Here is a 21,888-nt window from a genome sequence, read left to right on the forward strand (position 1 = left end):
CTCGCCCTGCGGCGGGGCGGAGATCATGGGTCCCCGGGACAAGCCCGGGGATGACGATCCTAATATTTACTCCGCGGCCTTTGGCACGTCGTCGCTGAAGACCAGCTTGCGGTCGCGCGGCGGCCGACCCCGGCCCAGGGTGTGGGCCCAGAGCCAGCTGAAGCGGCGGGCGAAGATCTTCGGGGCGGCCAGCAGGACCGGCGTCAGGATCAGGGTCAGCAGGGTGGCGAAGGACAGGCCCCAGACCACGGCGCCCGAGAGCTGCACCCACCACTCCGACCCCGGCGCCTTGTACTCGATATGGGCGTTGTGGAAGTTCGGGTGGATCTGGAACATCAGGGGCAGCAGGCCGACCACGGTCACCAGGGTGGTGAGCATCACCGGGCGGAACCGCTGGGTGGCGGCGCGCACGGCGGCGTCGTCGGCTTCGTAGCCCGATCGCCGCAGCTGGTAGTAGGTGTCCACCAGCACGATGTTGTGGCCCACCACGACGCCCGCGAGCGCCACGATACCGGTGCCCAGCATGATCACCGAGATGTAGTCGAAGGTGTGCAGCAGGTTGATCTGCACCCCCAGCAGCACGCCCACGGTCGACAGCGCCACCGCCGACAGGGTCACCAGCACGCCATAGAAGCTATTGAACTGCCACAGCAGAATGATGCCCATCATGAACAGCGAGGCCGACATGGCGGTGGCGAAGAAGATCGCCGCCTTCTGCCCCTCTTCGTCGGCGCCGGTGAACTTCCAGCGGACGGATGAGTCGATGGGGGCCTTCTCCAGCCAACTCTTCAACTCCGTGATCTTCTGGTTGGCGGCCACGCCTTCCATGGTGTTGGCCTGGATCAGCACCAGGCGCTGGCTGTCGCGGCGCTGGATGCTGGTCACCTGCTGGGCCGGGACGCGCTTGATGAAGTAGCTTGCGGGGACGGGGCCCTGGGCCGTGGGAATCTTCATGGTCTCGAAGGCGGCCACGTTGCGGCCTTCGGGGGTGAAGCGCACCCGGATGTCCAGCTCGTCCTCGGCGTCGTCGGGACGGAAGCGGCCCACCAGCACGCCGCCGGTGGTGTATTGGATCGCCTGGCCGACGGTGAGCACGTCGACGCCGTAGCGGCCGGCGGCCTCACGGTCGACCGTCAGGTTCCACTCGATACCCGGCGAGGTGCGGTTGTCTTCCAGTTCGATGAGCTGGGGGTCAGTGGCGAGCTTGGCCTTGACCATGTTGGCCACCTTGTTGAGCTCGGCGGGGTTGTTACCGCGCAGCTGGACCTGGATGTCCTTGCCGGTGGGCGGCCCGCCCTGTGGCTCCCGCACCTCGATCTGCATGCCCGGCACATCGGCCACGCGCTTGCGGATCTCGGTGGCGATGTCCTTGCCGCGCAGACCCAGGGCCTTGCGGTCTTCATAGTCGTCGAAGTCCAGCGAGATGCGGCCGATGGTGTCGTTGGGCGGGCCGTTGGGGCCGCCGCCGCCGCCGCCGCCGCTGCCGCTGCGGACATAGATCGAGTTGATGCCCTTGATGTTCTGCAGCCTGCGCTCGACCTGGCTCACCAGCACGTCCTGAGCCTCGGGCGACATGTTGCCCCGCGCCTTGACGTAGACGTTCACGAATTCCGGATCCTGGTCGAGGAAGAACTCGGTGCGGTGCTTGGTGTGGCCGAACCAGTAGAAGACGCCGACGATGATCACCAGGGTCGCGAACATCACCCGGAAGGGATGCTGGCCCAGGAAGCTGATATTGCGGGCATACCAGCCCATGAAGCCGCTCATCTCGCGCGGATCGCCGCGCTCGGACTTCTCGATCTCGGCCAGGTGCTCGGCGTCGACGGCCGCCTTGCGGGCGACGATGGAGCCCAGGGCCGGTGTGAAGATCAGGGCCACGAAGATCGAGGCGCCCAGCACGAAGAACAGGGTCAGCGGCAGGAAACTCATGAACTTGCCGGGGATCGAGTTCCAGAACATGAAGGGCAGGAAGGCGCAGAGCGTGGTCAGGGTGCCATTCAGCACCGGCCAGAACATGCGCTTGCCGGCGGCGGCGAAGGCCTCGCCCTTGGCCATGCCCTCAGCCATCTTCCGGTCGGCGTACTCCACCACCACGATGCCGCCGTCGACCAATATCCCGACCGCCAGCACCAGGCCGAACATCACCATCTGGTTGAGGGTGATGTGCAGGGCGTTGAGCATCAGGAAGGCCAGCATGAAGCAGGCCGGGATCGCCAGGCCCACCATCAGGCCCTGACGGATTCCGAGACTGGCGACGATGATCATCATCACCAGCAGGGTCGCCGACATCAGGCCGCTTTCCAGCACGATGAGAGTGCGGCCGATGAAGTCGCTTTCATCGAAGATGTAGGAGACCTTGACCGTCTCGGGCCAACGCTTCTGCTCCTCGACAACGACGGCGCGGACCTTTTTCACGGTCTCCAGGACGTTGGCGCCGGAGCGCTTGGAGACGTCCAGGGAATAGGCGGGCTGGCCGTTGAAGCGGCTGATGAAGCTGGCTTCCTTGAAGGTGCGCCGCACGTCGCCAATGTCACCGATGGTGATCAGGCGGTCGCCGTTCTTCTTGATCGGCAGGGATAGGATGTCGGAGGGCTTTTCCACCACGCCCGGCACCTTGACCGCGAACTTGCCGGCGCCGGAGCGCAGGTCGCCGGCCGGGACCAGCTGGTTGTTGCGGCCGATCACCTGGGCGAGCTCGCCGGTGGTGACGTTATAGGCCTCCATGCGGACCGGATCGATGGTGACCTCGAGGAACTCCTCGCGGCCGCCGCTGAGGCTGGCCTCCAGCACGCCGGGCACGGTCTCCAGGCGGTCCTGCAGGTCGCGCGAGATGCGCACCAGTTCGCGCTCGGGCGCGGCCCCCGACAGCACGATGCCGATGACGGGGTCGCCAGAGAAGTTGGCTTCCTCGATGATCGGTTCCTCGGCGTCCGGCGGGAATTTGCCGCGCGCCAGATCGACCTTGGCCCGGACGTCCTCCATGACCTTGTCTTTGTTGAAGTCGGCCTCGAACTCCAGGTTGACGATCGCCACGCCCTGGCGGGCGACCGCGTTCATCTGCTTGATGCCTTCGAGGCTCTGGAGTTCGGTCTCCATCGGCTTGACCAGCAGCCGCTCGGCGTCCTCGGGGCTGACCCCCGGATAGGGAACCACCACGGACACGAAGGGGATGGTGATGTCGGGGTTCGATTCCCGCGGCATCGCGTTGTAGGCCATGAAGCCGAAAATGCTGGCGATCAGGGTGACGCCCAGCACGACCTTGCGCCGTTTAATCGCGCCGTCGATCAAGGGTCCGATCATCGTCTTTGTCTCCAGGGGCGCCGGCGCTTAGCGCGCGGTGGCGACCCGAACCTTTTGACCTTCAGCCACATAGGATTGACCGACGGTGATGATGCGCACGGGACCCGCGAGGCCCGAAACCCAGACGCCGCCGGGGTCTTCCTCGATCACCGTGACGGGGGCGAAGGCCACCTGGTTGGTCGGCAGGACATAACGCACGCCCTGACGTCCGGCGGCGTCCAGAACCAGGGACGAGACCGGCACCTGGTGGGCAGGGCCGGCGCCGGCGGAGATTTTCACCGTGGCCGAGAGCCCCGAGCGGACGCTCATGCTCGGGTTCGCGACGGCGACCTCCACATGATAGGTGCGGGTCTGCGGGTCGGCGTCGCGCGAGACGTAGCGGACGCGGCCGCTCAGGCTCTGGCCCGACAGCAGCACCGCCGAGGCGGGGGCGCCGACACGCAGTTTTCCGGCCTCGCTCTCGGGCAGGTCGCCCACCACCAGCAGCGGGTTCAGCTCGATCATGGCGCCACAGGCCTGGCCGGGCGCCAAGTAAGTGCCGACCTCGGCCTCGCGCTTGTCGAAGACGCCGGAGAAGGGCGCGCGGATATTCATCTGCTCGACGCCGATCTCGGCCTGGCGGACGAGGGCCGAGGCATTGTCGAGGTTGGCCTGGTCCTGCAGGACCTGGGTCTGGGAACGGAAGCCCTTCTTGGCCAGTTCCACCGAGGCCTGCTGGCTCAGCTGGCGCGAGCGCAGGTTGGCGCGGGCCTGGTCCAGGCTGGCCTGGCGGGCGTCGACGTTCAGGCGGCAGAGCACGGCGCCCTTCTGAACATAGCTGCCCTCGGTGGACGGGGTCGAGGCCACGGTCCCGGCCGACTCCGACTTCACCACCACGGTGCGCGCCGATTCCGTACGGCCGCGGATGACCACGTCGTAGGCGTGCTGGCTTTCCGGCGTCAGGACAACCTGGACGGAGGGCAGGGCGGAGGCCGGCGCGGGCTTGGCTTCGGCCTTCTTCTTGTCGCCGCCAAACAGGGAGCCGACGATGAAGAACAGCGCAACGACAAGAAGGAGGCCGCCGGCAAACAGGTAAGAAGATTTTACGCGCATACAGCCGTTTCCCCGAGCGCAGCAGTCATTGGGCGACCGCATATGAATCGGTCGCTCGCCCCAGTCCTATGTAGATAGGTTGCAGCGGCTTTTGATGCCACCGTTCTGCGAGCGCAAATGAAATCGCGGACAGGATGTTGTATGGCCGCATATTGTGCCCGCGAAGCCGCAGGATCGCGGCACGCCATGCCCGGTGAGACAGCCGAGTTTCAGCGCCTACCCTGGATTGAATTTAGAGAGAGCGGTTCGATGAAATACCTCCACACCATGGTCCGCGTGGCCGACCTCGATGCGTCGCTGGCCTTTTACTGCGACAAGCTGGGTCTGAAGGAGGTCTCCCGGGCGGAGAACAAAATGGGCCGCTTCACCCTGGTCTTCCTGTGCGCCCCCGGTGACGAGGAGCTGGCCAAGAGCGACCGCGCCCCCACCGTGGAACTGACCTACAACTGGGATCCCGAGGACTATCAGGGCGGCCGCAACTTCGGCCACCTGGCCTATGCGGTGGACGACATCTACGAGACCTGCGCCCGGCTGCAGGCCGGCGGGGTGACCATCAATCGGCCGCCCCGCGACGGCCATATGGCCTTTGTCCGCTCGCCCGACGGCATCTCGGTGGAGCTGCTGCAGGCGGGCCCGTCCAAAGCGCCGGCCGAGCCCTGGCTCTCCATGCCCAACGTCGGCGCCTGGTGACGGCGGAATAACAGCCGGGCGGGGCTTGGCCCTGGCGCGTGGTGGCCTATGTAGTCGCCACGCCATTCCGCCGGAGTTTCTCCGATGACTGCCCAGACCTTCCTGAAGCTCAATGACGGCCGGCCCATGCCCCAGGTGGGCCTCGGCGTCTGGCAGAGCCCGGCCGACACCACAGCCGACACCGTGGCCACGGCGCTCGACGCCGGCTACCTGGCCATCGACACCGCCTCGGCCTATCGCAACGAGCCCGGGGTCGGGGAGGGCGTGAAGCGTTCGGGCGTTGCCCGCGACAAGCTCTTCATCACCACCAAGCTGTGGAACGAGAACCAGGGCTATGACGCGGCGCTGGCGGCCTTCGACAAGAGCCTGCAGCGGCTCGGCATGGACTATGTGGATCTTTACCTGATCCACTGGCCGGCCCCGACCCAGGACCTCTATCTCGATAGCTGGAAGGCCCTGGTCCGCCTGCGCGAAGAGGGCCGCGCCAAGTCCATCGGCGTCTCCAACTTCGCCATTCCACACCTGGAGCGGATCATCGGCGAGACCGGCGTCACGCCCGCCGCCAACCAGATCGAACTGCATCCGCGCTTCCAGCAAGGCGAGCTGCGCGCCTTCCTCGCCGAGAAGGCCATCGTCACCACCTCCTGGAGCCCGCTCGGACAGGGCAAGCTGCTGGACGACCCGGTGATCGCCGGCATCGCCGCCAAGCACGGCAAGACCCCGGCCCAGGTGATCATCCGCTGGCACGTCGACCTGGGCCTCACCGTGATCCCCAAGTCGGTGACCCCGGCGCGGATCGTGTCGAACCTCGACGTCTTCGGCTTCAGCCTGGATGCGGCGGACATGGCGGCCATCGCGGCCCTGGACGCCGCCGACGGCCGCATCGGCCCCGACCCGGCCAAGTTCGGCTAACTCCGCGCATAGGCCAGCAGGTCGGCGTTGAGGCGATCCATGTGGGTGATGAACAGCCCGTGCGGGGCGCCCTCATAGACCACCAGCTTCGCACCCGGGATCAGCTCGGCAGTGCGCCGGCCGGTCAGGGCCAGGGGCGCGGACATGTCCTTGTCGCCCTGGATCACCAGGCAGGGGACGGCGAGCCTCGTCAACTCCTGGCGGAAGTCCGTGCCGACCATCGCCTTGTTGCATTCCACCAGCGCCTGCATCGAGCAGGTGAGCATGATCGACTTGATCCAGTCCTTCATGCCCGCCGAGGTCTGCGATGTGACGAAGGGGTCGGTGTTGTCGTCCAGCCACCGGGGAAAGTCGGTCTTCCAGGTCTTGCGCGCCTGTTCGAAATAGGCCGCCGGCGCGCCCTGCGGATTGTCCGCGGTCCGGGTCAGGAAGGGCGTGGTGGGCGCCAGGTACACGACCCGCGCGATCCGGCCCTGCCCATGCCGCGTCAGGTAGCGAGTGATCTCGCCCGAGGCCATGGAGTGGGCCACGATGGTCACGCCGGTCAGGTCCAGGGCGGTGAGCACCGAGTCCAGGTCGTCGGCCAGGGTGTCGATGTCGTAGCCCCTGCCAGGATCCGCCGACCGGCCATGACCCCGGCGATCATAGGCGATGCAGCGCACCCCCTGGTCCGAAAGATCGGCGGCCTGATAGGCCCAGGCCTCGGAGGTCAAGGTCCATCCGGCCATGAAGACCATCGGCGCGCCGTCGCCCCAGTCGCGATGGAAGAGCCGCGTGCCGTCGCGGGCGACGACCTGGACGGCCCGGTGAGGTCTGGGCTTGGCGGCCTGGGCCTGGAGCGGCAGGACGGTCGCTGTGGCGCCAAGCGCCAGGATGCTGCGTCGGTTCATCGATCTTCCCCGTGTTGATGCGGGAAAGGTGAGCCCTCGGCGGCGGCGACGCGATTACGCGTCAGGTCATGAAGTCAGACCGTCAGGTAGTCGTACGCCACCCGCATCTTCTTGGTGGCCCATTCCTCAGGGTGGACGGCGCAGTGGAACATGCCGCGGCTGTCGTTGATCCAGCTGGACTCCACGATGAAGCCGGCGTCGGCCAGCATCATCTCGCAGCACTTGGGATTGGGCGCCCAGAAGTTGGTGTAGTCGGCGTTGTTGGAGTCGGCCGGCAGGTACTCGGCGAAGGGCTCGTCCTCGTGCTTGCGGCTGACCAGGGTCTCCAGGATCAGGCGGCTCTTGGTGAACTGGCGCAGGGACCAGAGCGCCTTGCACATGTCAGGCAGGTGGTAGAGCACGCCCAGGCAGATCACCACGTCGAAGGGCTCGATGGGCAGGGTGTCCAGTTCATAGACATTGGCCCGGATGAACTTGAAGGGCCGCTCGGCCAGCCTCTCCATGGCCGCGAAACCGTAGAAGTCCTTGGCGGCGTAGTCGACGGCGGTGACGCTGGCGCCCCGCGCGGTGAGCACCTTGGTGAAGTAGCCGTCGGCCGGGCCGATCTCCAGGACGCTCATGCCGGTCATGTCGGCGGGCAGGTCCAGCATCTCCAGGGTGCCGCTGGGATCGTAGACGCCAGGGGTGACCACGCCCGGGAAGATCTCGAAGCGATGATACCACCACGGGCGGGAGGCCACGATGGCTTCGGCTTCGAGTTGATCTATCGGCATTTTCTCTCCGGGCGCTTGAGCGAGCGAGTCAGCATAGCGTTACAGGATAGATGCGGTTGCGCCGCGCTCGGAGTTTAGCTTGAAGCGTCCCGGATCCCGCAAGACCGTCACGGCCGCCAATCTGGCCGACCTGGGCGCCGCGCGGCTGGCCGAGATTCTGGTGGAGGTGGCCGAGGCCCAGCCCACCATCAAGCGCCGCCTGCGCATGGAGCTGGCGGGCGAGGTCGGGCCTGAGGACCTGGCCACCGAGATCGGCAAGCGGCTGGCGGCCATCGAGACGCGCCGCTCGCGCGTCCACTGGCGCAAGTACAAGGAGTTCGTCCGCGACCTGTCGCTGCAGCGGGCGATGATCACCGGCAAGATGGCGCAGCAGAAGCCGGCCCTGGCGCTGGAGTTCCTCTGGCGGTTTCTCGACATGGCCGAGGGCGTGCTGCGCCTGACCAAGGACGAGAAGGGCGAGGTGGAGGCGGTGTTCCTGGGCGCCGTCGAGGACCTCGGGCCCATCGCCGTCGCCGCCAAGGGTTCGACCACGGCCCTGGCCGACCGCGCCTTCCAGGCCCTGGAGACCGACGAGGACGAGATCTTCGTCCGCCTGGTGGAGATCCTGCTGCCGGCCCTGGACGCCGAGGGGATCGCCCGGCTGCGGCTGCTGCTGGAGGCCGCCATCGCCCGGCGCGGACGGCCCAAACCCGCGCTGCGCGCCGCTGTCCAGGCGCTCGCCGACGCGCAAGGCGACGTGGACGGCTTCATCGCCACCATCACCGCCAGCGAAGCGCTGCAACCCTGGACGGGCGCCCAGATCGCCAGCCGCCTGACCGCCGCCGGTCGGCCGGCCGACGCGCTCGCCGCCCTCAAGCGTTCGGCCCCGCCCGCCTTCGCCGACCTGGCCCGCTCCCAGGCCCGGGTGGTGGCCTCGGCGCCTAGCCTGAAAGCCTGGGAGGACGCCTATCTCGACGCGCTCGAGGCCGACGGCCAGACCGAGGCCGCCCAGGCCGTACGCTGGACCGCCTTCGAGCAGCGGCTGTCGGCCGACCGGCTGCGCGCCTATCTCAAGCGCCTGCCCGACTTCGACGACGTGGTGGCCGAGGACAGGGCCCTGGCCTTCGTGGCCGGCTTCAAGAGTTTCCCCGCCGCCCTGCGCTTCTTCCTGGCCTGGCCGGCGCTCAGCCAGGCCTCGGCCCTGGTGCTCGCCCGCAGCCACGAGATCGACGGCGACGACTACGACGGACTGGAAGCCGCGGCCCTGGCCCTCGAAGGACGCTATCCCTTGGCGGCGAGCCTGCTCTACCGCGCCATGATCGGGCGGACCCTGCGCTTCAACCGCCGCGACCGCTTCGCCGACGCCGAGCGCTGGATCGCCGATCTCGCGACCCTGGCGCCTCAGATCGCCGAGTTCGGCGAGTTTGAATCCCATTCCGACTTTGTGGGTCGGGTGGGACACCATCCACAGGCCTGAGGCGCGGCGCCTATCAAAGGTCCGGATCGGGTCTTGCGGCGGACTCGTTCGAGGCGCAGAGACGCGCGCATGGCGATGCAGAAACGACGGATTGATCGCGCTCAGCGGTTTCGGGCGCGGCGAGTCTGGTGGGAGCGCCACGGCTCCTTCGCGCGTGGACTCCTCACCGGGACCCTGCTGACCCTGCTCGCGGTCTGGCTGACCAAGATCGCGATGGCGACGTTCGGTTAGCGCGCGACCGCCTTCGGCGGGTCGTACTCCAATCCCAGTTTCGCCAGCCGCGCGGCCTCCGGGCCATAGCGTTTGCTCATCGCCGCCAGGTTCGCGTCGATCTGGGCGGCGGCCGGACCCGGTTGGACCGGCAGGACATAGCGGCCCGCCTGCGGCTCGGCGTCGGGCAGGATGGTCAGGCCGTGGCGTGAGCGGACGGGGGCGAGACCGACCCGGGTGGTGACCACCTTGGTGCGGTAGCTGCGCGACCAGGTGTCGGCGCGCAGGGCCAGGGCCACCTCGTCGGCGCCATCGGTGATGGGCGCCTCCACGGCTTCATGGGTCCAGAAGGCGGCGAGCGAGGCGACAGCGTGGCGATAGTCGGCGCCCGTCACCTGGAAGTCGGCCGTGCGATGCTCAACGCCCCACTCGCGCACGCCGATCCGGTCGGCGGTGGCCTGGGCCGCGGCGCGGCCGGCGATGGCCTCCACTAGGGCGAGCGACGCGGGGATGGAGGCTGAGACCCCGGTGGTGGAGATGACCGCGCCATCCTGGACATAGCGGCGGTCGCGGACCCAGGTGGTGTCGGGATAGGCCTTGGTCAGGCCCTTCAGCGCCGACCAGTGGGTGGTGGCCCGGCGGTCGTGCAGCAGGCCGGCGTTGGCCAGCACCCGGGCGCCTTCGCAGATCGAGACGATGGTGGCCCCCTTGGCGGCCTGGGCGCGCAGCCAGGCGGCCAGCTCCGGGCTCTTGGGTTTCACCTGGGCGGGCACGATGATGATGTCGGCGCCGGCGGGTTCGGCCCTGTCGAACTGGGCGGTGGTCTGGTCGGCCAGGACCCTGAGGCTTGGCCTCAGCTTGATGGAACCCGCGCCGGTGGCGACGCTGCGGACCTCGGCGACGCCGGACTCCTTCAGGACGCCATAGGGGATGGTGAAGTCGGTGGTCTCGGCGCCGGCGCTATCGGCCAGGACCACCACCAGCGGCCTGGCCCGACCCGCCTTGGGGGCGGGAAGGGTCAGACCGTCGGGGGCGATGAGCGCCACGCTCGGCCCCGTCGCCGCCAAGGGCGCGACCGGGTGCAGGAAGGCGAGGGTCGCGGCGCTGGCCGCCGCGGCGAGGACGAGGGTGCGCATATCAGTTCGCGTCGGTGGCGGAGGCCGGGGCGCTGGCCTGGCTGGGGGCGTTGCAGGCGCAAGTCTCGCCGCAGGCGCAGGTGGGGCCGCAGGCGCAGGGCTGGCAGCTGCAGTTGTCGTTGGAGCAGGGGTTGGTCATCACAGGTGTCCTTCATCGGGTGGTTGATGAAGCGACTTTAGGCGTCGAAAGTTCTGGCGAAAATGTCATTAGTATCGCAAATTACGCCATGACCTCAGCCCCGCTCCCTCTCCGAAACATCGCTCTCATCGGCTATGACGGCGCCCAGTCCCTCGATCTCGTCGGGCCGCTGGAGGTGTTCTCCATGGCCAACCGCTACGCCGGCGCGCCGGCCTACAACATCCTCCTGGCGTCGCTGGAGGGCGGGGAGATCACCTGCAATTCCGGCCTGCGGCTGGCGGGGTTCGTGGCTGTCGCAGACCTGCCTGACGGTCTGGACACCGTGCTGGTGGCGGGCGGCGACGAGGCGGGCCTGCTCTCCATGCGCGGCAGCGGGCTGGTGGAGTGGCTGCAGGCGCGCCGCGAGAGCGTGCGCCGGATCGGCAGCGTGTGCTCGGGCGCCTTCGTCTTGGCCGAGGCCGGGCTGTTGGACGGCCGCCGGGCCACCACCCACTGGGACTCCTGCGACGCCATGCGGGCCTTCCGCCCGGCGGTGCGGCTGGAGCCGGACGCCATCTTCGTGGCCGATCCGCCCTTCTACACCTCGGCCGGGGTGACGGCGGGGATCGACCTCTGCCTGGCCCTGGTGGAGGCCGACCTGGGCGCCGAGGTGGCCCTGGCTGTGGCGCGCAACCTGGTGCTGTTCATGCGCCGCCCCGGCGGTCAGACCCAGTTCAGCGCGGGCCTGGGGGTGCAGGCGGCTGCGACGCCGAAGCTGCGCACTCTGGTGGCGCAGATCACCGGCGATCCGGCGGGCGACCTCAGTCTGCCGGAACTGGCCCGGCGCAGCGGCATGAGCGAGCGAACCTTCTCCCGCGTCTTCCAGAAAGAGATCGGGACCACGCCCGCCGCCTTCGTGGAGATCGCCCGGGTCGACCGGGCCAAGGCCCTGCTGGAGACCTCCGACTGGCCCCTGGCGCGCGTGGGGGAGCGGTCAGGCTTCGGCAGCCTGGACGGCCTGCACCGCGCCTTCCAGAAGCGGGTGGGGATCACGCCCGGCGAATACCGCCAGCGGTTCGGCCGGGTGGCGGCCTAGCGCTCTTCGATCTCGATCGTCATGGCCGGGCTTGTCCCGGCCACCCATGATCTCCGGGGTTCAGCAAGCGTCCGGGGCTTCTGCCGCGCGGCCTGCCGGGAGGCGGAGATCATGGGTCCCCGGGACAAGCCCGGGGATGACGATTGTTGGTGTGTTCGGCCGGGTGGCGGCCTAGCGGCGGCGCGCGAGGCGCAGGGCTTCCACCGCCAGCAGCAGGGCCGCGCCGGCCGCCAGCCAGGCGGCGCTGGGCTTGTCGGCCTGCTCGGCGACATAGACGCCGGCCAGGCCCCAGATGATCGGAACCAGGTAGACCGCAGAGGCGAGCCGCCAGCCGACGAAGCCGCCCACCAACAGCACCGCGGCGACGCCGATCAAGGCCCAGGGCAGGTCTGGGCCGATGACGCCTTGGGCGGTCAGCACCGTCAGGATGTTGATGGCCGAGGCGATGGTCAGCCAGCCGGCGAGCAGCGACAGTGGCCAGACGATCAGCAGCCTGTCGCGGAAGGCCGGGGTGGGTGCGTCGGCCCGCGCGCGCATCAGCCCCGCCACCATGGTGGCCGCCGAGATCACGATGATCGCCACGCTCAGCCACTGTTGATTGAAGGCCGAGGCCAGGATCCAGGCGCCGCAGCCGGCGATGGTCACGACGGACGGCCAGGCGACGGCGCCCAGGGTTGGCGTCTCGGGAGCCACGGTCAGCTGATAGATCGCGTAGGCGGCCAGGCCGAAATAGATCAGGCCCCAGATGGAAAAGGCGTAGCCGGCGGCCCGCAGGGTCTGGTCGCCCTGGCCGGAGAACTCGGCGGCCGACAGCCCTATGTGCTGGGTCATCTGGATCGCGGGAATGGCGATGGCGGCGACGACGGCCAGCACGACGGCCAGGCTGCGTCCCAGGGGTCTTGTGGTCATGTCATGGCTCCGCTTGAATCCAGGGAAAGCCGGCGCGCGGCGGCGGTTCCGTCGAAGACTGACAATGTGGGTGACGCGGGACCTCGAAGGTCCCGATTTCCAATGGCTCCCGGAGCAGGACTCGAACCTGCGACAAGTCGGTTAACAGCCGACTGCTCTACCAGCTGAGCTATCCGGGATCACCGTTGGAGGCGGGCGTATACGATGGCCCGCGCGTCGGTGCAAGTCGGTCTGAGCCCTCTTTTAGTACCCTGCGGCTTTGCCGTTCGGCTGGCCGTCGACGATCTGGTCCAGGTACTCGCTGAGGCCATAGCCCACGAGGTCGCCGCAGCGGTATTCGGTCATCCCCTCGGTGATGCGGGTCTGCAGCTCCTGACCCTCGGGCGTGGTGCGGCGGTTGCGCAGGGGGATCAGGGACATGACCTTGCCGGTCACCTCGTAGCTCTTGCCGCCGTGGGTCTTCACCTTGGCGCGCAGGGCGGTCTGGTAGCCGCGCTCGTCCCAGTCGCTATCGATCACGCACTCGGAGATCAGGTCGTAGGCGCCGCCTTCGAACACCATGCCGCCCTGGCGCGCGCCGCCCTTGCCGTCGCCGATCACCGACAGCATCATCCCGAAGTCGCGGCCGAAGTTCATCGGGCACCAGCGATACCAGTCGATGGCCTGCCAGTGACGCGGGCCCCAGGACTTGTCGCGCAGGCCGTAGCCCTCGATCTCGAACCGCTCGTCGCCGATGGTGAAGACGCCCTTGGCCGAACAGTGCTGTTCGTAGTGGGCCTTGGCGAAGGACTTCTCGGGATCGATCTCGATGGCCACCCCGTCCTCGCGGACCGTCTCGCCGCCGTACATGGGCGAGACGCCCTCGTAATCGAGGGTGATGGTGCAGGGGAGGGACGGATTGTCACGGAAGGCCTTTTTCGGGTCGGCCATCTCATGGGGCCGCTCCAGAATCAGCGCCTTGCCCGAATAGGTCACCTTGAGGTGCTTGAAGGGCTCGACCACCTCGACCTTGAGTCCCCCGGCGTTCATCTCCGAATTGTCGGTGATGGCGGGCCTGGCGAACATGAAGCCCACCCGCCCGTCGGGCAGGTACAGGCAGATGGTCATCTCGGCGTAATGCTCGTTGGCGCGGTTGCCGATGCGGAACCAGCCGCCGGTCTTGGTCTTCGGATCGAAGACGTTGAAGTACATGCTTTCGTTGTAGTTTTTGACGTCACCCGGATCGTGGGTGAACTCGTCCTGGGGTTCCAGACGGGTCTTGAAGCCGGTCGGGGCCTTGGCCATGGCGCATCCTCCACACGCGATTTTGCCAGGAGCCTGCGCGCCTTGACGCCGGGGCCGCCAAGCCAATCCGGGGCTGAGCCAAAAAAAGAGCCCGGCCGAAGCCGGGCTGTGAAGTGGTGATGGTGGGGTGTCTTCAAGGAAGACCACTGCAGAGTCGGCTCTTATGGTTAATCAGGTCTTAACTGGAAGTTCCCCAGGCGCCCTCGACGGGGGCGGGCGGCCTCGGTTAACTCACGGCCGGTCTCAGGCGGAATCGCATGCGCATTCATTTTACGGGCATAGCCGGAGCGGGCATGAGCGCGGTGGCGCTGATGATGCGCGACGCGGGCCACGAGGTCTCCGGCTCCGACGAAGACGTCTTCCCCCCGATGTCCACCTATGTGGCGGGGCTGGGCTTCCCGGTGACTTACCATTTTGACGTCGCCAACCTGCCCAACGGCCTCGACGTCCTGGTGCTGGGAACCAGCGCCAAGCTGGGGGGCGACGATAATGTCGAGGTGGCGGCCGCCCGGGCGCGCGGCGTGCGCATCACCACCTTCGCCGAACTGGTGGGAGAGCAGACAGCGCATCGCGAGAACATCGTGGTGGCCGGCTCCTTCGGGAAATCCACCTGCACGGCGCTGATGGCCCACATCCTGCGCGAGGCCGGCCACGACTCGGGCTGGATGATCGGCGCCATCTCGCCCTCCCTGCCGGCCACCGGCCACTGGGGGACTCGCCACGAGATCGTGCTGGAGGGGGACGAGTACATCGTCGGCAATGGCGACACCCGGTCCAAGTTCGCCCTGTACCACCCGCGCCACCTGCTGTTGACCTCGCTGATCCACGACCACGTCAACGTCTTCCCGACCTTCCACGACTACGAGGCGCCGTTCATCGCGCTGATGCACGACCTGCCCAAGGGCGGGCTGATGGTGGCCCGCGACCACTCCGCCGTGCACAAGATCGCCGCCGAAACCGACGCTCACGTGGTCTGGTACGACACCGTCCCCTGCGACGGCTGGTTCAGCGAGGATGTGGCCTATGGCGAGACCACCAGCTTCAAACTGGTGCGCCCGGACGGGGAGCGCATCGCGCTCACCACCACCCTGCTGGGCGCCCACAACATCGAGAACATCGTCGGGGTTTCGGCCTTCCTGCTGGAGCGTCATCTGGTGAGCGAGGCCGACCTGGCTCAAGGCCTGGCCAGCTTCGAGGGCATCCGCCGCCGGCTGGACCGTCTGACCAAGACCTCGAAGGTCCCGCTGATCGAGGGCTTCGGCTCGTCTTACGAAAAGGCCCGCTCGGCCATCGACGCCCTGCAGCTGCACTATCCCGAGCGGCCGCTGATCGTGGTGTTCGAACCCCACACCTTCTCCTGGCGCAGCAAGGATGCGCTCGCCTGGTACGACACGGTGTTCGCGGGGGTGTCCCGTGTGCTGCTGATCCCGCCGCCGGGCCATGGCGCGCAGACCCATCACCAGTCCACCCACGCCGAGATCCTGGAGCGGGTCTATCAGGCCGGCGTCCCCGTGGAGGGGCCCACCAGCGCGGACGCGGTGATCGGATCCCTTTCCCATCTGAAGGGCGACGAGATCGTCCTGCTGCTATCTTCCGGCCCGCTGCTGGGCCTGCCCGACAGGCTGCCGGCGGTGATGGATCGCCTCTACGGATAAAGGATCGCCCATGCGCCTGCCGCTGATCGCCCTGGCCGCCGCTCTGGCTCTGACTGCGTGCCAGAAGCCCGCCCCGCCGCCGACCCCTGCGATCGCAGCCCTGACCCAGGCGCAGCAGGACGCCGCCCGCGAGGCGCTGAGCACCCACGAGGGCGAGTGGGACTGTTCAGCGCCCGCGCTGTTCGACCAGAACATGCGCCGGCTCCTGGTGGAGGCCCCCGAGGCCTTCGTCGTCTCGCCGGCCGGCTTCCCGGGGCCGGTGGTGGTGGGTGGGGCGACGGGCGCCACGGTGTTCCGCAAGTCCGGCGCCGGCTGGGCCGGCTATATGCTTGATCCCATCTCGCAGGTGCAGGCCGTGCGCTACGGGGCGGCGGGCGTCTACCTGATCACCAAGGTGACCCGCGAGGGCGGTGGGCCCCTGGGGATCACCCTGCTGCCCGTTGGCGGCGGCGCCCTGACCTGCGTCGGCCTGGCCTCGCCGGAGGGGCTGAACGCGCCCGCCGAGCATCCGGAGTTCGTCAGCCTGTCCCTGGACGCCAAGGGCAAGGGCGGGCTGGTGGCCAAGGCCGAGCGCGAGGGCAAGCCGCTGGCCTGGTTCCGCTATGACACCACCGACGCCGGCGCGACCTGGACCGAGGCCAGGCCCATCACCGGCCCCGAAGGAACCGACCTGACGGCGCCCGACCAGACCAAGGTCCCTGCCGTCCTGGCCCACGAGATCGCCGCCAGCTGATGTTCTTCCTGGCGTCTCCCGCCGACGAGGTGGCGCCGGCGCACCGCCAGGCCATCGTCACGGTCCTGGTGGGGGAGACCTATGAGCAGGTGTGGCGGGTCATGTGCCAGTCCAACTGGCAGGCCTATGCCGACCGGCACGGTTTCGACCTGATCGGCATCGCTCACCGGCCCGACATGTCGCCGCGCGGCCAGGCGCGGTCGCCGGCCTGGCAGAAGCTGCTGGTGCTGGATCAGCCCTGGTCGGCCGCCTACGACCGCATCGTCTGGATCGACGCCGACATCGTCATCGCGGGCGACGCCCCCAACATCCTGCGCGAGGTTCCGGACCCCACGAAGATCGGCGCCTCGATCTCCGGCGCTCAGTTCTCCGAAGCCGAAAAGCACATCTATTTCGAGCGCCTGCACAATGTGACGGTGGACCCGCAGCTGGCGCCGCTGGCCTGGCGCTTCACCGAGGACAACGGCTACGCCGAATCCGAGATCGACGGGGAGGGCGCCCCGATGCTCAACACCGGGGTGCTGGTGATGAGCCCGCAACACCACAACGCCCTGCTCAAGGAGATCTACGCCACGGAGTCGGCCTCACGCCTCTACGAGCAGCCGGGCCTGTCGCGGGAGATCGCGCGGCGCGGACTGCTGACCCCCATCACCCCGCGCTTCAACTGGGTGATCCACGAGCGCCGCTTTCTTGACTTCGCCGACATCGAGACCGTCGAGCACCCGGACATGCCCCGGCTGATCAATCACCTGAGGAACGAGCTCTCCAAGGCCTACTTCCTGCACTTCGCCGGCAGCATGAGCATCATGCAGCACCTGGCTCGCCTGTCCCAGGAGACCGGCGAGCCCTGGTGGACGCCGCAGGGCTAGAGCCCCAGTTCGGCATAGACCTTCTTCTTCGGCCCCAGGAAGCCGAACAGGAAGGCGGCGACCTTGCGGATCTGGATTTCCTCGGCGCCCTCGGTGATCCGGTAGCGGCGGTGGTGGCGGTAGATATGCTCGAAGGGCTTGTGCCGCGAATAGCCGATGCCGCCGTGCACCTGCATGGCCCGGTCGGCGGCCTCGCAGACCAGGCGGTTGGCCCAGTAGTTACACATCGAGACCTTGTCGGAGATCTGCCGCTCGATCTCCTTGTGCTCCATGTGGTCCATGTCCCAGGCGGTCTTGCGGATCAGCCAGCGCAGCATCTCGCACTGGGTGGCCAGCTCGACGAGAGGCCACTGGATGGCCTGGTTGTCGGCCAGGGGCTTGCCGAAGGGTTTGCGCTGGCGGGCGTATTTCACGCTCTCCTCGATGCAGTAGACCGCCGCGCCCAGGGACGAGGCCGCCTGGCGGATGCGGTTCTGGTGCACGAAGCTCTGGCCCAGGCCCAGGCCGCGATCGATCTGGCCCCAGTAGCTGTCCTCCGGCACCCAGACCTCGGTGAAGCTGACCCGGGGGTGGTCGGTGGGCATGTTGAAGGTCCAGAGGTACTCCTCGACCTTCACGCCGGGGGTGTCGGCCGGGACGATGAAGCAGGTGATGCCGGTGGCGTCGCCGTCCTTGCCGCTCGTGCGGGCGAAGACCATGACGTGGGTCGCCACGTGCATGCCGGTCGTCCACATCTTTTCGCCCTGGATCAGCCAGCCGGGCTGACCGTCCTTGTCCTGGCGCACCGCGGTGGTGTCCATCCAGGTGGCGTCGGAGCCATGCTGCGGCTCGGTGAGGCCAAAGCCCGTGCGCATCTTGCCGGCCAGCAGGTTCGCGCCGTCGCGCTCGTACTGGGCGTTGGTGGCGAACTCCTTGAACATCAGGATGAAGGGGTTGTTGCCGACGATGGAGTGTTCGTTCTGCAGGTCGTTGTGCAGACCCAGGCCCCGGGCGGCCAGGTGCTCGCGGATCACCGCCATGTCGAGGTTGGAGCCACCCTTGCCGCCCATCTCCGGCGGCCAGGCGTAGCGCAGGTGCCCGGCCTCGTCGGCCAGCTTGCGGGCCTGGCCCAGCAATTCCTCCCATTCCTTCTTCGGCAGGCCGCCGGCGTCCCAGTCGGTGCGCTCGTATTCGCGGCGGTGGTCGAAGTAGCGCATGTTGTCGTCGCGCTGCTCAAGCGGCTTGATCTTGGCCTCGATGAAGCTGTCCAGCTCCGCCAGATAGGCGACGAGTTCGGGGGGCAGGTTGAAGTCCATGGCGTTTCCCTTCGGCCTGTTTTTGGAACCGGGTGGCCGATCATTTTGGCGATTTACAAGCCGACCCTGAGGGCCGCAGATCGTCAAGCCTGAGTCAGCTTGAGGTTCCGCCACGTCATGGAAGTCGATATCGCACAAGCGCTTGCGCGCCTGGCGCCGACCCTCGGGGGGACGGGCGTCGAGGCCGTCCAACGCCTGTCGGGCGGCGCGAGCATGGAGACCTGGGCCTTTACCCTGACGGGTGACGTCGGGCCACGCGAGATGATCCTGCGCCGGCGTCCTGGGCCCTTCGACGAGGAGACCTCGCGCTCCACCTCCCTGGCCACCGAGGCCGCCCTGATCCAGGCCGCCGCCAAGGTCGGTGCGCCCGTCGCGCCGCTGATCCGGCTGTGCGAGCCGGAGGATGGGATCGGCGAGGCGCACATCACCGCCCGCATCGGCGGCGAGGCCCTGGGCCGCAAGATCGTCACCGATCCGCGCTTTGAGAAGGTTCGTCCTGGGCTCGCCCGGCAGTGCGGCCAGATCCTGGCCCAGATCCACTCAGCCTCACCCAAGGGCATCCCGCTGAAGCGGTCGGACGCCGCCGAGGAACTCGACCGCTACGAGCAGGTCTATCGCCAGTCGGGCGCCCAGCGGCCGATCCTGGAACTGGCCTTCCAGCACCTGAAGAAACACACGCCCACGCCGGTGGCCGACGTGCTGCTGCACGGGGACTTCCGCAATGGGAACCTGATGATCAGCCCTGACACAGGTGTCGCGGCGGTTCTGGACTGGGAGCTTTCCCACCTGGGGGATCCGGCCGAGGACCTGGGCTGGCTGTGCGTCAATTCCTGGCGCTTCGGGCGCAGCGACAAGCCGGTGGGCGGGTTCGGCGACTATGCCGACCTGCTGGCGGGATATGCGCAGGCGGGCGGGGTTCCGGTGGATCTGTCCCGCGTGCGCTACTGGCAGGCCCTGGGGTCGCTGAAGTGGGGCGTCATGTGCCTGATGATGTATTCCAGCTACGCCGCCGGGGCCGAGAGCTCGGTGGAGCGGCCGATGATCGGCCGCCGGGTCTCGGAGACCGAGATCGATCTCGCCAACCTGCTGGAGGCCGGCCTGTGATCACCCATCCACGCACCGAGGAACTGGTGGAGGCCGTGGCCCGCTGGATCGACACCATCCGCCCGGCGCTGGCGCCCCGCGACGCCTTCCTGGCCCGGGTGGCGGTCAATGTCCTGGGGGTGGTGCAGCGCGAGCTGACCCTGGGTCCCGCCGCCGAGGCCGACGCCGTGGAGCGGATGTCGGGCCTGCTGGGTCATGGCGGTGGTCATGCCGAGCTGACTGCTGAGCTTTGCGCCAAACTTCAGGCCGGCGAGCTGGACGCGCAGACGCCCGGTCTGCTGGCCGCCCTGCGCGCCAACGCCCAGGGTCAGGTGGCCATCGACCAGCCCAACTATTCGTCGGCCCGATGACCCGCGAAGAGGCCCTCGCGCTCGACCGCGCCGATCCCCTGGCGTCGCGGCGCGACCTGTTCGAGCTGGAGGAGGGGCTGATCTATCTGGACGGCAACTCCCTGGGCGCCCTGCCCAAGGCCGTGAAGGGCCGGCTGGCTGAAGCCGTCGAGGCCGAGTGGGGCAGGGGCCTGATCCGCTCCTGGAACGACGCCAACTGGATCGACCTGCCCAGCCGGGTGGGCGCCAGGATCGCCGCCCTGATTGGGGCCGCCCCGGACGAGGTGATCGCCGCGGACTCCACCTCGGTGAACCTCTTCAAGCTGGCGGCGGGCGCGATGGCCCTGCGGCCCGGGCGCAAGGTCATTCTCAGCGAGCCCGGCAACTTTCCCACCGACCTCTACATCCTGCAGGGTCTGGGCCAGTTCATGCCGGGGATCGAGTTGCGGCTGGTGGAGCCAGGCGGCTTGCCCGACGCCCTGGACGACAGCGTCGCCCTGCTGCTGCTGACCCACGCGCACTACAAGACCGGGCAACTGCACGACATGAAGGCGCTGACCACGTGGGCGCACGAGGTCGGGGCCCTGGCGCTCTGGGACCTCAGCCACAGCGCCGGCGCCCTGGAGGTGGACCTAAACGGCGCGAACGCCGACCTCGCCGTCGGCTGCGGCTACAAGTACCTGAACGGCGGCCCCGGGGCGCCGGCCTTCGCGTTCGTGGCGCGGCGGCATCAGGCGGACTTCCAGAGCCCGCTGACCGGCTGGATGGGCCACGCGGCGCCCTTCGCCTTCAGTGACGATTACGTGCCGGGGCAGGGGATGCTGCGCGCCCTGTGCGGCACGCCCTCGGTCCTGGGGCTGACCGCCCTGGAGGCGGCGCTCACCGCCTTCGACGGCGTGGCGATGTCGGCCCTGCGCGCCAAGTCCCGGGCGCTCGGCGACCTGTTCCTGGATCTGGTGGAAGAGCGCTGCCCGGGTCTCGGCGTCGCCTGTCCCCGCGACTCCGCCAAGCGCGGCAGCCAGGTGTCCCTGACCCATCCCAACGGCTACCCCATCGTCCAGGCCCTGATCGCCCGCGGCGTGGTGGGGGATTTCCGGGCGCCCGACGTGCTGCGGTTCGGCTTGACCCCGCTCTATGCGCGCTATGTCGATGTCTGGGACGCCGTCGAACACCTCGTCCAGGTGATGGCCCGCGAGGAATGGCGGGAGCCCCGCTTCAACCAGGTGGCGGCGGTGACATGAGCGAGCCGATCCACACCCGGCCCGACATCAGCTACGCTGACTACCTGGCGCTGGACCAGATCCTCAGCGCCCAGCGGCCGCGCTCGGACGAGCATGACGAGTTGCTGTTCATCGTCATCCACCAGGCCTCGGAACTGTGGCTGAAGCTGTCGATCCACGAGCTGGCGGCGGCGCGTGAGCAGATCGCCCGGGACGACCTCGGCCCCGCCTTCAAGATGATCAGCCGGGTCAGCCGCATCCAGGGCCAGCTGATCCAGTCCTGGGACGTGCTGGCCACCATGACGCCGAGCGAATACCACGCCATCCGCCCGCACCTGGGCCAGAGCTCGGGCTTCCAGTCGCACCAGTACCGGATGCTGGAGTTCCTGATGGGGGCCAAGGACGCGGCGATGCTGGCGGTCCACGAGGGCACGGCCGCCCACGCCGACCTGGCCGCGGCGCTGGCCGCCGCCAGCCTCTATGACGAGTGCGTGCGGCTTTTGAAGCGGCGCGGGTTCGACGTGCCGGCCGAGCGGGACTGGTCGGAGGTCCACGTCGCCGACCCGGCCATCGTGGCGGCCTGGGCCGTGGTCTACCGCGACCCTGAACAGTACTGGGACCTCTACGAACTGGCCGAGAAACTGGTGGACCTGGAGTTCCGCTTCCAGCAATGGCGCTTCGCCCACCTGAAGACCGTGGAACGCATCATCGGTTTCAAGCCCGGCACCGGGGGCTCGTCGGGCGCCAGCTACCTGGCCAAGGCCCTGGAGGGCTCATTCTTCCCGGAACTGTTCCAGGTGCGGACGGGGCTGTAGGG

The 21,888-nt window shown here is 68.2% G+C and carries 21 protein-coding genes and 1 tRNA gene; 12 read left to right on the forward strand and 10 right to left on the reverse strand.

From position 1 onward, the window contains the following. Window positions 1-66: 66 nt before the first annotated feature. A complete protein-coding gene (locus JKL49_RS08710) occupies window positions 67-3,300 on the reverse strand; it encodes an efflux RND transporter permease subunit (RefSeq protein ID WP_215339818.1) in 3,234 nt (1,077 codons plus the stop codon). Between the two features lie 27 nt (window positions 3,301-3,327). Further along, the gene (locus JKL49_RS08715) at window positions 3,328-4,392 is read right to left on the reverse strand and encodes an efflux RND transporter periplasmic adaptor subunit (protein WP_215339819.1); all 1,065 of its coding nucleotides are present in this window, start codon (window positions 4,390-4,392) and stop codon (window positions 3,328-3,330) included. A 249-nt stretch (window positions 4,393-4,641) separates the two neighbouring features. On the opposite strand from JKL49_RS08715, the gene JKL49_RS08720 reads away from it, so the two are divergent. Both JKL49_RS08720 and JKL49_RS08725 read left to right on the forward strand, forming a co-directional pair. Then, a complete protein-coding gene (locus JKL49_RS08720; protein WP_215339820.1) occupies window positions 4,642-5,082 on the forward strand; it encodes a VOC family protein in 441 nt (146 codons plus the stop codon). Window positions 5,083-5,166: 84 nt separating this feature from the next. Beyond that, window positions 5,167-5,994, forward strand: coding sequence for an aldo/keto reductase (locus JKL49_RS08725; RefSeq protein ID WP_215339821.1), 828 nt, complete (start codon window positions 5,167-5,169; stop codon window positions 5,992-5,994). Here the strand turns inward: JKL49_RS08725 and JKL49_RS08730 are convergent. Together JKL49_RS08730 and JKL49_RS08735 are read right to left on the reverse strand one after the other, a co-directional pair. Then, a complete protein-coding gene (locus JKL49_RS08730) occupies window positions 5,991-6,884 on the reverse strand; it encodes an alpha/beta fold hydrolase (RefSeq protein ID WP_215339822.1) in 894 nt (297 codons plus the stop codon). The genes JKL49_RS08725 and JKL49_RS08730 overlap by 4 nt on opposite strands. Before the next feature lie 74 nt (window positions 6,885-6,958). Beyond that, window positions 6,959-7,657 (reverse strand): class I SAM-dependent methyltransferase, encoded by a 699-nt coding sequence (locus tag JKL49_RS08735; RefSeq protein ID WP_215339823.1) that lies wholly within the window; start codon window positions 7,655-7,657, stop codon window positions 6,959-6,961. Window positions 7,658-7,736: 79 nt separating this feature from the next. Between JKL49_RS08735 and JKL49_RS08740 the strand changes: the two genes are divergently transcribed. Together JKL49_RS08740 and JKL49_RS08745 are read left to right on the forward strand one after the other, a co-directional pair. Next, window positions 7,737-9,113 (forward strand): DUF6880 family protein, encoded by a 1,377-nt coding sequence (locus tag JKL49_RS08740; RefSeq protein ID WP_215339824.1) that lies wholly within the window; start codon window positions 7,737-7,739, stop codon window positions 9,111-9,113. Window positions 9,114-9,182: 69 nt separating this feature from the next. Continuing rightward, complete coding sequence (locus JKL49_RS08745) at window positions 9,183-9,344, forward strand: hypothetical protein (RefSeq protein ID WP_215339825.1); 162 nt, start codon at window positions 9,183-9,185, stop codon at window positions 9,342-9,344. Here JKL49_RS08745 and JKL49_RS08750 read toward each other — a convergent pair. After that, window positions 9,341-10,459, reverse strand: a complete 1,119-nt coding sequence (locus JKL49_RS08750) for a DJ-1/PfpI family protein (protein ID WP_215339826.1) — start codon at window positions 10,457-10,459, stop codon at window positions 9,341-9,343. The genes JKL49_RS08745 and JKL49_RS08750 overlap by 4 nt on opposite strands. 1 nt (window position 10,460) lies before the next feature. Then, window positions 10,461-10,598, reverse strand: a complete 138-nt coding sequence (locus tag JKL49_RS08755; RefSeq protein WP_215339827.1) for a hypothetical protein — start codon at window positions 10,596-10,598, stop codon at window positions 10,461-10,463. A gap of 88 nt (window positions 10,599-10,686) precedes the next feature. Between JKL49_RS08755 and JKL49_RS08760 the strand changes: the two genes are divergently transcribed. Further along, on the forward strand, window positions 10,687-11,673 hold the full coding sequence (locus JKL49_RS08760; RefSeq protein WP_215339828.1) for a GlxA family transcriptional regulator: 987 nt from the start codon (window positions 10,687-10,689) through the stop codon (window positions 11,671-11,673). 171 nt (window positions 11,674-11,844) lie between these two features. Here JKL49_RS08760 and JKL49_RS08765 read toward each other — a convergent pair whose 3' ends face one another. The 3 genes from JKL49_RS08765 to JKL49_RS08775 all read right to left on the reverse strand — a co-directional run bounded on the left by JKL49_RS08765 (window position 11,845) and on the right by JKL49_RS08775 (window position 13,866). Then, window positions 11,845-12,582 carry a hypothetical protein gene (locus JKL49_RS08765; RefSeq protein ID WP_215339829.1) on the reverse strand — a complete coding sequence of 246 codons (738 nt, stop codon included), beginning with the start codon at window positions 12,580-12,582 and terminating at the stop codon, window positions 11,845-11,847. A gap of 103 nt (window positions 12,583-12,685) precedes the next feature. Then, window positions 12,686-12,761, reverse strand: a tRNA-Asn gene (locus JKL49_RS08770). A 64-nt stretch (window positions 12,762-12,825) separates the two neighbouring features. Continuing rightward, a complete protein-coding gene (locus JKL49_RS08775; RefSeq protein WP_215339830.1) occupies window positions 12,826-13,866 on the reverse strand; it encodes a DUF7064 domain-containing protein in 1,041 nt (346 codons plus the stop codon). A 257-nt stretch (window positions 13,867-14,123) separates the two neighbouring features. On the opposite strand from JKL49_RS08775, the gene JKL49_RS08780 reads away from it, so the two are divergent. The 3 genes from JKL49_RS08780 to JKL49_RS08790 are packed head-to-tail and all read left to right on the forward strand — an operon-like array spanning window position 14,124 to window position 17,123. Further along, window positions 14,124-15,521: a Mur ligase family protein gene (locus JKL49_RS08780; RefSeq protein WP_215339831.1), complete on the forward strand. Its 1,398-nt coding sequence runs from the start codon at window positions 14,124-14,126 to the stop codon at window positions 15,519-15,521. Window positions 15,522-15,531: 10 nt separating this feature from the next. Next, window positions 15,532-16,254 (forward strand): hypothetical protein, encoded by a 723-nt coding sequence (locus JKL49_RS08785; protein ID WP_215339832.1) that lies wholly within the window; start codon window positions 15,532-15,534, stop codon window positions 16,252-16,254. Continuing rightward, entirely contained in the window at window positions 16,254-17,123 is an 870-nt protein-coding gene (locus JKL49_RS08790) for a hypothetical protein (protein WP_215339833.1), read from the forward strand. The genes JKL49_RS08785 and JKL49_RS08790 overlap by 1 nt, the downstream gene beginning before the upstream one ends. Here JKL49_RS08790 and JKL49_RS08795 read toward each other — a convergent pair. Then, window positions 17,120-18,418, reverse strand: a complete 1,299-nt coding sequence (locus JKL49_RS08795) for an acyl-CoA dehydrogenase family protein (protein WP_215339834.1) — start codon at window positions 18,416-18,418, stop codon at window positions 17,120-17,122. The two genes, JKL49_RS08790 and JKL49_RS08795, sit on opposite strands and share 4 nt — an antisense overlap. A gap of 117 nt (window positions 18,419-18,535) precedes the next feature. Here JKL49_RS08795 and JKL49_RS08800 point away from each other — a divergent pair, with 117 nt between their 5' ends. The 4 genes from JKL49_RS08800 to JKL49_RS08815 are packed head-to-tail and all read left to right on the forward strand — an operon-like array spanning window position 18,536 to window position 21,886. Further along, on the forward strand, window positions 18,536-19,522 hold the full coding sequence (locus tag JKL49_RS08800; protein ID WP_215339835.1) for a phosphotransferase family protein: 987 nt from the start codon (window positions 18,536-18,538) through the stop codon (window positions 19,520-19,522). Continuing rightward, on the forward strand, window positions 19,519-19,872 hold the full coding sequence (locus tag JKL49_RS08805) for a DUF6285 domain-containing protein (RefSeq protein ID WP_215339836.1): 354 nt from the start codon (window positions 19,519-19,521) through the stop codon (window positions 19,870-19,872). Before JKL49_RS08800 ends, JKL49_RS08805 begins: the two co-directional genes overlap by 4 nt. Continuing rightward, window positions 19,869-21,092, forward strand: a complete 1,224-nt coding sequence (kynU, locus tag JKL49_RS08810; protein WP_215339837.1) for a kynureninase — start codon at window positions 19,869-19,871, stop codon at window positions 21,090-21,092. Before JKL49_RS08805 ends, kynU begins: the two co-directional genes overlap by 4 nt. Continuing rightward, a complete protein-coding gene (locus JKL49_RS08815) occupies window positions 21,089-21,886 on the forward strand; it encodes a tryptophan 2,3-dioxygenase (protein WP_215339838.1) in 798 nt (265 codons plus the stop codon). The genes kynU and JKL49_RS08815 overlap by 4 nt, the downstream gene beginning before the upstream one ends. Window positions 21,887-21,888 lie beyond the last annotated feature (2 nt).

The sequence above is a fragment of the Phenylobacterium glaciei genome, assembly GCF_016772415.1.
In the GTDB taxonomy this organism is placed as follows: Bacteria; Pseudomonadota; Alphaproteobacteria; order Caulobacterales; family Caulobacteraceae; genus Phenylobacterium; species Phenylobacterium glaciei.